The following is a 12,161-nucleotide window of genomic DNA, read 5'->3' as shown; positions in this document are numbered from 1 at the left end:
AGGAACACCAAGAAGAATACAGTTGAGCACAGATTTAGATTAAATCTTCATATCAAGAAAAGGTTATTAAGTCGAGGAGACAATCTATGTCTAACAAAAGCGCCTCTATTAGTTTATAATTTAGTCCATGCTAGAAAATATTGCCTTAAAGTATCGTCTTAATCATAACCAAAAAAAAGAAGCTGAAGAAATAATCCAAGAATTAATGCTTGCTAATGCTTCCTTAACGCCATTCTTTTTCGAAAAATTTGAAGCAGATACTACTCAAATATCCACAGCATTCATCACCTATCTACGCGAATTACGATACCCACAATATACTGCTTATCGTAAAGAACTATCATCTCTCCTAGATGCTATCCATAATAATAACCATGTTTTTAGAGTCATCTATAACGATAATTTTGAGAGTGATGATTACCAAATTAGTTATCTGGAATCTGCACCCAAACAAACAAACATTGAGGCTAAACTCAAAGAAAAGAAAGAATTTCTGCAACAATTAAAAAATTTAATAACGATGGGGTTACCACTATGACAAATTTTCAACAAAATACTCCCATTCATAAAATTCTTATTAACGAACAAGTATTGGAGTCAGCACTAACAAAAAGAATCATTAATAAGCTCCCAAAGGCTGAACAAATTGTTTTCCAAGATGAAAAATTAAAAGAAATCGTGAAAAAACATGATGAATCCACCACTCTTTTGTTAACAAAACTCAAAGGACAGCCAATTATCATGTGCCCAGGCACTACTAAACATCACTGCTGTAATTATCGTATCTTAAATATCGGACACAACTGCACCTTTAATTGCACCTACTGTATCCTTCAAGACTATCTAAAAACAAAAGCCCTTTCTGTTTTTACAGATATACCAGAATATATGCAAAAAAACATAATAGAAAAGAACATAGACGCTGGAAGCCTCTACAGAATTGGGACTGGCGAATTTACTGACAGTCTAATCATTGATGACATTACCGAATTATCCACAGATTTAATAAATTTCTTTCGAGATTATCCTAACATCATCTTAGAGTTCAAAACAAAATCCACCAACATAGAAAGCTTACTAAAAACTAAGCCAGCTAAAAATATTATTGTTGCTTGGTCAGTCAATTCAGAAAAAATATCAAACACAACAGAAAGCGAATCACCCAGCCTCGACGAAAGATTACAAGCAGCAAAAAAAATAACAGACCATGGGTATGATGTAGCTTTCCATTTCGACCCCATGATTCTTTACACTGATTACTGGAAAGACTACCAACTAACTATTCAAAAAATATACACTACTATCCCCAAAGAAAAAATACGTTGGATAAGCTTAGGCACACTAAGATTCACCAAAGGATTAAAGCCTACTTTCTTAAAAAGAAGCCCGCTGTTTATTGACGAGTTTATTCTCTCTGATGACCAAAAGTTCCGATACTTACGTTTCCGCAGAGAGCAAGCATACAAAAAAATGTTAACAGAAATTAAAAAACATCGCCCAAAACAGTTTGTGTATTTATGCATGGAGTCAGCTGTTATCTGGAAAAATGTTTTTGGTTTCAACTTTAAAGATAACGAAGACTTTGAGCTATGGTTTAACAAAGAGGTTTTTACGCACCTATGACAAATCAGCTTGGATTAGGAACGTGGCAATTTGGGAAACACTTTTGGGGAGATGTAAAAGATGAAGAAAGTCTGGATATTATAAAAACAGCCATTGAAAACGAAATAACCCTAATAGATACAGCCCCAGTTTACGGAGATGGCCACGCAGAAGAAATTGTAGGAAAAGGCATCAAGGGACAAAGAGAAAAAGTGTTTCTGGCAACAAAGTGCGGACTTATCCATAATAAAAAAGGATTTTTTCATGACCTTACGCCCTCTTCACTGGAAAAAGAACTTAGTTTATCTCTGAAGCGTTTAAATGTTGACTATCTGGACTTATACCAAATCCATTGGCCAGATAAAAACTATTCAACCGATAAAGCAATCGAAACGCTTCTTAAATTCAAAGAAAAAGAATTAATAAAAAATGTTGGAGTATGCAACTTAACAATACAGGAACTTGAAAAACTAGAATTACTTTCTGAACTAAAATCAGTGCAAATACAATATTCTCTTCTTGATTATCCAGAACAAAAGCCTATTATGGATTTTTGTAAAAACTATGAGCTTCTAAGCTTAACTTACGGCACCTTCCAAGGCGGATTACTGTTAGATAAGTATTCCTCAATTGCTGAGATTCCTCAAAAATCTGCAAAAAACTTTTTCTATCAAGGAAAAGATCCAACCAATTGGCTAAAAATACAAACCATTATCTCTGAACAAAAAGCACTTGCACTCAAAAACAATGTCTCTCTACCACAACAAATATTGGCATCAACTCAACAACTATCTAATTCCAGTTTTACATTAATTGGTTGTCGAACTGTAAAGCAACTTACTGATAACCTATCCATGCGTCATTCCCGCCTTCGCGGGAATGACAGATAAAAACTCGGAATAACATAACGAATAAAAAACCATAAAGCAATTAAACTAATACCTATAATCATACCAATTGACTTGCTGACCATTTTTTGTGTACTATTATTAACATGTCTAATGTACTAGAAAATCTCATTCAATCTAAAGTAAAAAGAAAGCTACTTGAACTGTTTTTGTTTAACACAAACAAAAACTACCACACAAGGGAGCTAAGCAGACTAATAGATGAGCCAATTTCCGCCGTTCAAAGAGAAACTAAAAAACTAGTCGCTGCTCAAATTATACATAGGTACCCGCAAGGTAACCAAGTAAATTATTTTGTGAACACCCAAAACCCTTTCTATGATGACTTCAAAAGAGTTATCCTAAAGGCTACAACTGAGCCCAAAAACATCTTTAAGTTACTTGTTAAAACTAAATCATTAGAAATTGTTCTATTACACAGCCACACAGTAAAACATCCGATGGACTTCTCTAAACCTATCCAACTCTTGGTGATTGGAACGTTAGCGCAAGAAGTAGTAGAAGAATATCTAAAAGCCACAATGGAAATATTTAACAGAGAATATGAATTAACGTACTATTCTCCTGAAGAATTCAGCATCCTAAAAGAGACTGACAAAGCAATACAACTAATATTTAAAAATAAAAAAAACGTACTTTATCTGAAAGGTGGCGAATAAGCCTTAGACCCTTCCGCCCTAAAAGGGCACCTTCCCTTGAAAAGGGAAGGATTATTAATAATGCATTAGCTAAATCATGCAGCAAAGCTTTTTATTTAAACAACTCAACTATTTCACAATCTAACCCATCTGCAATTAAATATAATGTTTCTACAGTAGGATTGGTTAATCCTTTTTCAACATAACCTAGAAAGCTTTTCGAAATTCCTATTGAATATGCAAGCTTTTCACATGACATATTCTTACTCTTTCTTAAAAAAGTAATATTTTCACCAATCTTCTTGATTTTTAAACTAATAGATAAATCAACTTCTCTTTTTATTCTCATATTATTTTGTTCTATATATAGACTTATATAAAAGCATATGATAAATTATTAGAATAAGCGTTCTATATATAGAACCAAAGGAGGCAATTAAACATGAAAAAAATCTGTACCGCTTTGGTCTTACTAATGTCATTTACGCTATCAGCCGATTGGAGCATCTTCACTGGTTACAATTTAGGAACTGAAATTAAAAGTAAATATTCTGGATCAACTGAGCTTCTTGATAAAACAACTGCACCATTTCTGATAGGTTTAGAATATAAAAACAAAATACAAGCTATTAACTATGCTGTAGGACTAGAATATACTATGGACAGAACAATTAATGAACTCGTTTACGCAGGGACAACAATACCTTACGGGACTCCTAACAAAATAAGCTTCGCTTCATTTTACGGAAATATCTATATCCCAACAATTCAAAATCTAAACTTAATTATTGGCATAAATCGTCCTTTTTTGATTACATACCTAATGACTACTGGGACTAGTTTTGATCTAAATGCATTAAATATTGGATATCAATTTGGGTTTGAATATTTCTACTCTCAAAACTTATCTCTTCAAGCATTATTTAGTATAAATAACTTTACGAGGGAATTAGCTCCACTTGGGAAAACTGAATACTACTCAATAAGTGGAGTTGAAATACAAGCAAAATATACCTTCTAATTCAAAATTAGTGTGAAACTTGTGCAAGATAAATTTGTAGAAATTTAATGGTTACTTTTGATTAAACAAAAGTAACCATTAACCCTTTACGTAATACTTGCCTGGTATCTGTCTAACAATACCTTGCATTTCTAAAAAAGATAAAACGGTCAAAAGCTTCTTGGTTTCAATCTTCGTTTGCTCTGACAAAATATCTATATAAATTGGCTCCAAAGAAATAGCTTCATATACCTGCTTTTCTTCTACTGATAGTTTGTAAGGAATTTCTTTTTCTATACTCTTTTTTGGAATAAGCCAGTTTAGCTCTTCAACAATATCACTTGCTGAACCAACTAATTTTGCGCCTTGTTTAATTAATTTATTGGGACCTTGGCTATAAATATCGGTAGCTCTACCAGGCACAGCAAACACCTCTCGATCATACTCTAAGGCTAGATTAGCAGTTATCATAGAACCACCTGAACTCTTGGACTCAACAACCACGACGCCACGTACCAAGCCCGCTATAATTCTATTTCTAATCGGAAAAGTGTTCTTGTCTGGATGTATATCTGGCGCAAACTCTGTTATAACAACACCTTTTTCAAATATGCTAGTATACAAATCTCGATTCGCTGCTGGAAACTGAAACTTCATACCAGAACCTATTACAGCTATAGTTTTTCCTGACAACAAAGCTCCTCTATGAGCGGAGGCATCGATTCCTTCTGCCAAACCACTGACAACAACACAGCTATATTCTGCCAGTTCCTTTCCTAAATCATAAGCAATACTTAAGCCATGTTGAGTTGCTTGTCTTGTTCCAACAATAGCAATTGAAGTGCTACTCTTTAAAATACTAGTATCGCCTTTGGCATAAATTAACACAGGCGCATCTGGTATCTGCTTTAATAATGGCGGATACTCGGCATCAAGATATGTAATAATGCTAACGTTATTTTTACCACAATATTCTTTAATGTCTTCCAGGTCTGTTCTTTTTTGCTTTAATAGCTTAGAAAAATTTTGTAAGTCTCCTTCGCTTGTTATAGCCTCCAAAAAAACTCTTTTATCTCTTGCCGAGGAAAGAGACACAGCGAGAAAAAGATCTAAATTATCCATTACAACATTCCCTAACACAAATTCTTGCCTCTCTATCAACAGATAAAATTTCTTCCAAAGATGGATTGCTTATTCTAGAATGGCAACTCATGGTTTCATCAACTAATTCAGTAATTTGCAAAAAAGAACACTGCTCACATAAAAACAAAGCAACTGCTTCTTCATTAGCACTATTATAAAAAGCAGGCAAAGAACCACCTAAAATTCCAGCCTCATATGCCAACGCTAAGCCTTTGAACTTCTTTAAATCTGGTTCACAAAAATCTAATTTTTTGCCTGCTAAAATTAAACTACTGTCTGTATATGGCAAAATTTCCCCCCTGCTAATAGCATAGAGTATTGGCATGCGCATATCCGGAGCCCCCATTTGTGAGATCACTGCTCCATTTGCATACTCAACAAGCCCATGCACAATGCTTTGCGGATGAATTAGGACTTTGATTTTGTCATAATCAACTCCAAACAACCAATGCGCTTCAATAATCTCAAGCCCTTTATTAATCATTGTCGCGCTATCGATAGAGATTTTCCTCCCCATAGACCAATTCGGATGCAACAACGCATCTTGAATAGTTACTTTTGATAAATCATCTTGAGCCCAAAAAGGACCACCAGAAGCAGTTAAAATTATATTTTTTACATCTTCCTTTTGATATCCCCTCATACACAGAGAAATCGCCACATGTTCACTATCTATCGGATATAAGGTAGTCTTGGACTTTGCCAGTGCCTGATTAACTAAGTGGCCAGCAGCAACTAACACTTCTTTGGAAGCAATAGCAAGATCTTTGCCTTTACTAATAACTTTCATTGTAGGAAGCAAAGCAGCGATGCCAACAATAGATACAATCGCCATGTCGTAGTCATCAATCTCAACTAAATTATTAAGCGCATCTTTCCCCTCATAAAATGTTACCTTCGGAAACTCTTGTTTAATTGCTAATAAATCTATTTTTCCACTAATTGCTACATACAAAGGAGAATATTTAATAATTTGCTTTCTTAAGAGTTTTAGGTTTTCATGTGCACTAATGCCCACTAGACTAAATTTATCCTTATTCTGACTAATTACATCTAGCGCCTGCACTCCAATATTTCCAGTAGACCCAAGGATAATTATTCTATTCAATTTATAATCCTATAAATAAAAGATAATAATAAACAATTGGCGCTAACAAAATAAAACTATCGGCTCGGTCTAAAATGCCACCATGACCGGGAAGGATATTACTTGAGTCTTTTACCCCATAGGTTCTTTTAATCAGAGACTCATACAAATCACCTGTTTGACCAATAACACCAATTATTGCTCCTAAAATCAAACTATGAATGGCTGGGATACTACCAATTCCAGACAAAATAACGCACGAAGTGATAACTGCTGCCAGAAAGCCAGCGACTGCTCCTTCTATGGATTTCTTGGGGCTAATGTCTGACAGTTTATGCCTACCAAGCAACATTCCTATCATATAAGCTGAAATATCCATTGCCCAAACAGTAAAAGCAAAATAAGAAATCAAGGCTTTACCATGATGAAAATTTCTAATTAAAACAAGAAAAACTAAACACCAACCAACATAAAGTATTGCTCTAAAATTTACTAATTCTTTCTGTTTATAAAAAAGTAGTTTTTTTGTATACAACTCATATAAAGAAATAAGCACAACTGCTACGGACAAACCAAAAGATATTAAATTATTCCATAAAAAAGAAAGTTCTTTAAAAAATCCTAAAAAAATTATAGTAATAACAACAGCATGGCCTATTAAGTAAAAGGTTCCATCAAATTCATTATCTACCATATGATAAAATTCGTTGAGCATGAGGATGGCAATTGCTATAACGAAAATTAAAAAAGGAAGACCTGCATAATAAGTAAACATTGGGTCCTTAACTACTAAAGTCGGGTCCATAATAAGAACAACAAAAGGGACTGTTACCGCAAGCGTTAACGCTCTTTTCGCTAGCTTCTTGATAGAAAATTTTCTTTTAAGAATCACTATACTCCCCCAAATCTCCTGCCTCTAAGACTATAATCATGTATCGCTTGCTGAAGCAATTCTTTATTAAAGTCTGGCCAATAAGCATCCGTAAACCACAGTTCAGAATAAGCCGCTTGCCACAACAAAAAATTACTCAATCTCTGCTCTCCGCTAGTTCTAATGATTAACTCTGGATCAGGAATTCCTTCTGTATATAATAAACCATTAAAGCCTTCTACTGTTAATTCTTTTCCTTCTTTTATTGCAAAATTAACTGCCTTCACAATCTCGTCTCTGGAGCCATAATTAAGCATGATGTTTAGCTGATGTTGTGTGTTCGAGGATGTTTTTTCTTCTGCTTCTTTAATTTTATGGCGCAATTTTTCATTAAAAGCAGACATATCTCCTAAAAATCTTAACTTTACTCCTCTTTTGGAAAGTTTATTCACTTCTTTACTTAAGACTTGCTGTAAAAGGGTTTGGAGAAAATTGACCTCTTCTTTTGGTCGTTTCCAGTTCTCTGTAGAAAAAGCGTACACTGATAAATACTTTACACCTAATTCGCTACAAGCAGTAATAGTCCTTTTAAGTGCCTCCGCACCTTCTTTGTGACCAGCTGTTCTTGGCAATCCTCTCTCTTTCGCCCAACGACCGTTACCATCCATAATGATAGCAATATGTTGTGGGACATTTTCTAAAGACATTAGATTTCCATTATTTCTTTCTCTTTATGTTTAAGTAAATCTTCCACTTCTTTAATAAATTTATCCGTAACCACTTGAACCTCGTTTTCTAGTCTTTTCTTTGCATCTTCGCTCAGCTCTTCGTCTTTTTTAACTTTTTCAAGTTGGTCTCTTCTGATGTTTCTAATAGCAACTCTTGCTTCCTCTGCCATTTTCTTAACAGCTTTATCTAACTCTAGTCTTCTTTCTTCAGTTAAAGCAGGTATTACTAAACGAATGTTCACACCATCGTTGTTGGGATTCAAGCCCAAAGAAGCTTTAACTATTGCCCTCTCTACATCAGCAAGAGTGCCTCGGTCAAAAGGAGTGACCACAATAACATTAGAGTCCTGCACATGCATAGAAGCAACTTGTTTAATTGGCAAACTAGCACCATACACATCAACAACAACCCTGTTAAGAATGTCTGGATTGGCCCTACCTGTTCTAACTGTTGCAAAGTTGTTGGATAAACTTTCAATTGCTTTCTGCATACGTTGATTAATTTCGCTCATATTTTTTCCTCCTAGTTCCTTACCTTAGTCCCAATATCTTCACCCATCAGGATTCTTTTAATATTTCCCTTGGTACTCATATTGAAAACCTTCATTGGCAATTTATTATCTTTACTTAACGAAATAGCTGTTGAGTCCATAACTCGAAGATCTTTCGTAAGCACGTCCATATAGGTTATTTCTTTAAACATTTTTGCATCGGTGTGAACAGCAGGGTCCTTATCGTATACACCATCTACTTTTGTCGCTTTCAAAATGAGGTCTGCGTCTATTTCAATTGCCCTTAAAACCGCAGCAGTATCTGTGGTAAAAAAAGGATTTCCTGTTCCACCTGCAAAAATAACTACTCTATTTTTCTCTAGATGTCTTACCGCTTTCTGTTGAATAAATGGTTCCGCAAATTCTCTCACATCAAAAGAAGTTTGCACTCTAGACTCAATCCCAACTCTTTCAAAAGCATCTTGCAAGGCTAAGGCATTCATAACAGTTGCTAACATTCCCATATAATCAGCCGTGACCCTGTTCATGCCATTTGAAGCAGCACTAAGGCCTCTAAAAATATTCCCACCACCAATTACTATAGCTAATTCTATTTCTTTATTTGTTTTAACAAATTTTATTTCTTCGGCTAATTCTTTTAAAAACTCAGGATCTATTCCATACTGTCTATTGCCTAAAAATGCCTCTCCGCTCAACTTTAAAAGAACCCTTTTGAAATGTGTCATTTATTAAAAACTCCTTGCTTATTAATTTGCTTAACTAAAATTATTACAAAAAATACCAAAAAGGGAAAGAGGACAGATTATTTTGCCTCCAACCAATTATGCGCCACTGAAGCATTTACAACCAACTGAACATCCAGTTGATATGAACTCTCCATTGTTTTCACGATAACATTCTTCAATTGTTCAGCTTCTGCTTCTTTAACCTCAACAATTAACTCGTCGTGTACCTGCAACAACACTTTTGCCTCAAAACCACTAATTTCCTTATCCAATTGAATCATGGCAAGTTTAATAATATCAGCGGCTAACCCTTGCATTGGGTAATTAATGATCATCCTTATCTGTGAATTTTGTTCTCGCTTGCCAAGAGAAGCAAAATCTCTAAAATATCTTTTCCTACCATATAACGTTTTAATGTATCCATTTTCTAAGACAAACTGAGGCGCCTCATCCATAAATTTCTTAATATTAGGGAAATTACTAAAATAAACATCAATATGATGTTGTGCTTCATGTACCTCCATCCCTAAACTATTTGCCATATTAAAGGCACCCATTCCATAAGCTAATCCAAAATTAATTGCTTTCGCCTTACCTCTCAGCTCTTTAGTAACAGCTTCAAGCGGAACACCAAAAACTGAGGCAGCAGTAGCGCTATGGATGTCTTGTCCTTTCAAAAAAGCCTCAATCAGCTTCTCGTCTTTACTAATATGTGCCAGGATTCGAAGCTCTATCTGGGAATAATCTGCAACTATCAACACATATCCTGGTTTAGCAATAAAAGCTCCTCTTACCTTGCTACCAGAATCTCCCCTGATGGGAATATTTTGTAAATTGGGGTCACTGCTACTAAGTCTACCAGTAGAAGCAACAGTAGCATTAAATGTGGTGTGTAGCCTGTCAGAGCTATCAGTTAACTTTGGTAAGGCATCAACGTATGTGTTCAGTAGTTTGTTTAATTGTCTATATTCAATTAGCTTTGTTGCAATTTCATATTTACTAGCCAGCTCTTCTAAGACATCAATATTAGTGCTGTAACCTGTTTTAATTTTTTTAGAAGTTGGTAGCTTTAACTTATCAAAAAGAATTTCTTGTAACTGCTTATTAGAATTAATATTAAATTCTTCGCCAGCTAATAAATACACAGCTTGCTCTATTACCTTTAATTCACTATGTAACTCTAGCGACATTTCTTTGAGGTACTTTTTGTCTAATAAGATGCCCTCTTTTTCCATCCTAAACAAAATATCAATAAGCGGTAATTCCATATCTTGATAAATAAATAACAAATCCTCTTCTTTCAACAACGAGGTCAATTTAGTTTTAAGCCTTAGTATTGCTGCGGCTCTTATTGCTAAATATTCCAGCGCTTTTTCGGCTGGTATTTCACAAAAGTGAAACTTCTTATTTTTGGATAGTAATTCTTTCTTTGTTTCTAGCTCTTCACTAAAATAAACTTTCAACATCCTTTCAACTTCTCTATTGCTTCTATCTGGCTCAAGCAAATAATCCATCACCAAAATATCATCATAAGTTCCTAATAAAACTAATCCTTCGCTATCTAAATAACGTATTAATCTCTTAACATCACTAATATTTTTATGTGCTTTTAATGCAAACAGTCCTTGAAGACTAGCGGTAGTCGTTGGTTTTTCCATAGCAAACATTGGTCCGAAAGAATCATGTTCAGTTGAAGAAAGATTTCCACAAGCAAAAGCAAGAGGAACAACAAAGCATTTTCCGTCTTGTGTGGAAAAACTAATTGCAACTAACTCATTGGTTCTGTCGTCATACTCACAATATAGTCCAATCTCTTGCTGGCTTGATAATAAGTCAACAACTCTAATAAGTTTCTCCTCGCTATCCACTACCTCAAAACTAATCATTTGAACGTCTCTCACAACTTTTTCAACACCAAGGAATCGCTTGATTAAACTATTTAATTCATACTTCTTAAAAAACTCTAATAACTTCTCATTATCCATAACAGTGTCAACAGCTTGTGTCTCAACCTCTAACACAGTATTGATTGTCACTAGCTCTTTACTAAGAAAAGCCTTATCTTTGTCCTGAATAAGCTTCTCCTGCAACTTACCTTGAATCTTGCTAATGTTTTCATATACTCCTTCTATTGTTTTATAATCTTGAAGTAATTTTATAGCTGTCTTTTCGCCAATACCCTTAACTCCCGGAATATTATCTGAGTTGTCTCCCATCAAGGCCTTCATGTCTATCATCTGCTCAACAGTTAAGCCATATCTCTCAAACACTTGCTCTGGACCATACTCTTCTATCTCAGAAATTCCCTTCTTAGTTAAAAGAACGTGAATATCATCAGTAACCAATTGAAAAGAATCTTTATCTCCAGTAACTATATAGGGACTAATTCCTTCTCTACTCAGTTTCTTTGCTAAAGAACCTATGACATCATCGGCTTCAAAGCCTGGTTGTTGCACCATATTTAAGCCTAATTCCTGCACAAACTCCTTGATAATTGGAATCTGACTAATAAATTCTTCTGGTGGCTTCTCTCTATTGGCCTTATATTCTTTATACATTTCATGTCTAAACGTTGGTTGTGGCAAATCAAAGGCAACATATATCTGCTCTGGGGAATAATTCTTAATTATCTGCAAAACCATGCTAACAAAACCAAATAAAGCATTTGTTGGCTGTCCTTCTTTTGTGGTCAATCCACCAACTGCAAAAAAAGCACGATAGGCTAAACTGTGTCCATCAATTAAGAGAGCTTTCTTCACGCTAATAATTTATCGCCTTTAGCTATATTTTCTGGTGCTACTTCATCAAAAAAAATAAGGACAGAATCTTTTGCCTTACCAGCATTCTTTTCTAATGAATTACAGACATCCTTGGAAATTTTTTGTTTTTGTTTTTTTGAAAGCTTCCCAGCTACTCTAATGTTTACATATGGCATAATAATCTCTCC

The 12,161-nt window shown here is 34.7% G+C and carries 14 protein-coding genes; 5 read left to right on the top strand and 9 right to left on the bottom strand.

Annotation, left to right across the window (positions count from 1 at the left end; all coding sequences use genetic code 11):
• Nucleotides 1-127: 127 nt before the first annotated feature.
• The 4 genes from PHF25_03455 (at nt 128) to PHF25_03440 (ending at nt 3,169) form a co-directional block, all read left to right on the top strand.
• Entirely contained in the window at nt 128-538 is a 411-nt protein-coding gene (locus PHF25_03455) for a hypothetical protein (protein MDD4527078.1), read from the top strand.
• Nucleotides 535-1,623 carry a DNA photolyase gene (locus PHF25_03450; GenBank protein ID MDD4527077.1) on the top strand — a complete coding sequence of 363 codons (1,089 nt, stop codon included), beginning with the start codon at nt 535-537 and terminating at the stop codon, nt 1,621-1,623. The genes PHF25_03455 and PHF25_03450 overlap by 4 nt, the downstream gene beginning before the upstream one ends.
• Nucleotides 1,620-2,492 (top strand): aldo/keto reductase, encoded by an 873-nt coding sequence (locus PHF25_03445; GenBank protein ID MDD4527076.1) that lies wholly within the window; start codon nt 1,620-1,622, stop codon nt 2,490-2,492. The genes PHF25_03450 and PHF25_03445 overlap by 4 nt, the downstream gene beginning before the upstream one ends.
• 104 nt (nt 2,493-2,596) lie before the next feature.
• A complete protein-coding gene (locus PHF25_03440; protein ID MDD4527075.1) occupies nt 2,597-3,169 on the top strand; it encodes a hypothetical protein in 573 nt (190 codons plus the stop codon).
• A 91-nt stretch (nt 3,170-3,260) separates the two neighbouring features.
• Here PHF25_03440 and PHF25_03435 read toward each other — a convergent pair whose 3' ends face one another.
• Entirely contained in the window at nt 3,261-3,497 is a 237-nt protein-coding gene (locus PHF25_03435) for a helix-turn-helix transcriptional regulator (GenBank protein ID MDD4527074.1), read from the bottom strand.
• A 93-nt stretch (nt 3,498-3,590) separates the two neighbouring features.
• On the opposite strand from PHF25_03435, the gene PHF25_03430 reads away from it, so the two are divergent.
• A complete protein-coding gene (locus tag PHF25_03430) occupies nt 3,591-4,169 on the top strand; it encodes a hypothetical protein (GenBank protein MDD4527073.1) in 579 nt (192 codons plus the stop codon).
• Nucleotides 4,170-4,247: 78 nt separating this feature from the next.
• On the opposite strand, the gene dprA is transcribed toward PHF25_03430, so the two are convergent.
• The 8 genes from dprA to PHF25_03390 all read right to left on the bottom strand — a co-directional run bounded on the left by dprA (nt 4,248) and on the right by PHF25_03390 (nt 12,149).
• On the bottom strand, nt 4,248-5,270 hold the full coding sequence (gene dprA, locus PHF25_03425; protein MDD4527072.1) for a DNA-processing protein DprA: 1,023 nt from the start codon (nt 5,268-5,270) through the stop codon (nt 4,248-4,250).
• Nucleotides 5,263-6,399 (bottom strand): 1-deoxy-D-xylulose-5-phosphate reductoisomerase, encoded by a 1,137-nt coding sequence (dxr, locus tag PHF25_03420; GenBank protein ID MDD4527071.1) that lies wholly within the window; start codon nt 6,397-6,399, stop codon nt 5,263-5,265. Before dxr ends, dprA begins: the two co-directional genes overlap by 8 nt.
• A gap of 1 nt (nt 6,400) precedes the next feature.
• Nucleotides 6,401-7,270 (bottom strand): phosphatidate cytidylyltransferase, encoded by an 870-nt coding sequence (locus PHF25_03415; protein MDD4527070.1) that lies wholly within the window; start codon nt 7,268-7,270, stop codon nt 6,401-6,403.
• The gene (locus PHF25_03410) at nt 7,270-7,956 is read right to left on the bottom strand and encodes an isoprenyl transferase (GenBank protein MDD4527069.1); all 687 of its coding nucleotides are present in this window, start codon (nt 7,954-7,956) and stop codon (nt 7,270-7,272) included. The genes PHF25_03415 and PHF25_03410 overlap by 1 nt, the downstream gene beginning before the upstream one ends.
• Entirely contained in the window at nt 7,956-8,489 is a 534-nt protein-coding gene (gene frr / locus PHF25_03405) for a ribosome recycling factor (protein MDD4527068.1), read from the bottom strand. Before frr ends, PHF25_03410 begins: the two co-directional genes overlap by 1 nt.
• 11 nt (nt 8,490-8,500) lie before the next feature.
• Nucleotides 8,501-9,214: a UMP kinase gene (pyrH, locus tag PHF25_03400; GenBank protein ID MDD4527067.1), complete on the bottom strand. Its 714-nt coding sequence runs from the start codon at nt 9,212-9,214 to the stop codon at nt 8,501-8,503.
• A 77-nt stretch (nt 9,215-9,291) separates the two neighbouring features.
• Nucleotides 9,292-11,973, bottom strand: a complete 2,682-nt coding sequence (gene polA, locus PHF25_03395) for a DNA polymerase I (protein MDD4527066.1) — start codon at nt 11,971-11,973, stop codon at nt 9,292-9,294.
• Entirely contained in the window at nt 11,970-12,149 is a 180-nt protein-coding gene (locus PHF25_03390) for a tautomerase family protein (protein ID MDD4527065.1), read from the bottom strand. The genes polA and PHF25_03390 overlap by 4 nt, the downstream gene beginning before the upstream one ends.
• Nucleotides 12,150-12,161: the final 12 nt, after the last annotated feature.

The sequence above is a fragment of the Candidatus Margulisiibacteriota bacterium genome, from assembly GCA_028706105.1.
Lineage (GTDB): Bacteria > Margulisbacteria > Riflemargulisbacteria > GWF2-35-9 > DYQY01 > DYQY01.
The sequence above is the reverse complement of the archived record's forward strand: the minus strand, read 5'-3'. Positions and strand labels throughout refer to the sequence as shown.

What these genes read in the sequence shown, in the direction of transcription:
- PHF25_03445 (MDD4527076.1), top strand. Translation starts at nt 1,620, where the DNA reads ATGACAAATCAGCTTGGATTAGGAACGTGGCAATTTGGGAAACACTTT.
- pyrH (MDD4527067.1), bottom strand. Translation starts at nt 9,214, where the DNA reads ATGACACATTTCAAAAGGGTTCTTTTAAAGTTGAGCGGAGAGGCATTT.
- PHF25_03410 (MDD4527069.1), bottom strand. Translation starts at nt 7,956, where the DNA reads ATGTCTTTAGAAAATGTCCCACAACATATTGCTATCATTATGGATGGT.
- PHF25_03435 (MDD4527074.1), bottom strand. Translation starts at nt 3,497, where the DNA reads ATGAGAATAAAAAGAGAAGTTGATTTATCTATTAGTTTAAAAATCAAG.
- dprA (MDD4527072.1), bottom strand. Translation starts at nt 5,270, where the DNA reads ATGGATAATTTAGATCTTTTTCTCGCTGTGTCTCTTTCCTCGGCAAGA.
- frr (MDD4527068.1), bottom strand. Translation starts at nt 8,489, where the DNA reads ATGAGCGAAATTAATCAACGTATGCAGAAAGCAATTGAAAGTTTATCC.
- PHF25_03450 (MDD4527077.1), top strand. Translation starts at nt 535, where the DNA reads ATGACAAATTTTCAACAAAATACTCCCATTCATAAAATTCTTATTAAC.
- PHF25_03440 (MDD4527075.1), top strand. Translation starts at nt 2,597, where the DNA reads ATGTCTAATGTACTAGAAAATCTCATTCAATCTAAAGTAAAAAGAAAG.
- PHF25_03430 (MDD4527073.1), top strand. Translation starts at nt 3,591, where the DNA reads ATGAAAAAAATCTGTACCGCTTTGGTCTTACTAATGTCATTTACGCTA.
- PHF25_03455 (MDD4527078.1), top strand. Translation starts at nt 128, where the DNA reads ATGCTAGAAAATATTGCCTTAAAGTATCGTCTTAATCATAACCAAAAA.
- PHF25_03390 (MDD4527065.1), bottom strand. Translation starts at nt 12,149, where the DNA reads ATGCCATATGTAAACATTAGAGTAGCTGGGAAGCTTTCAAAAAAACAA.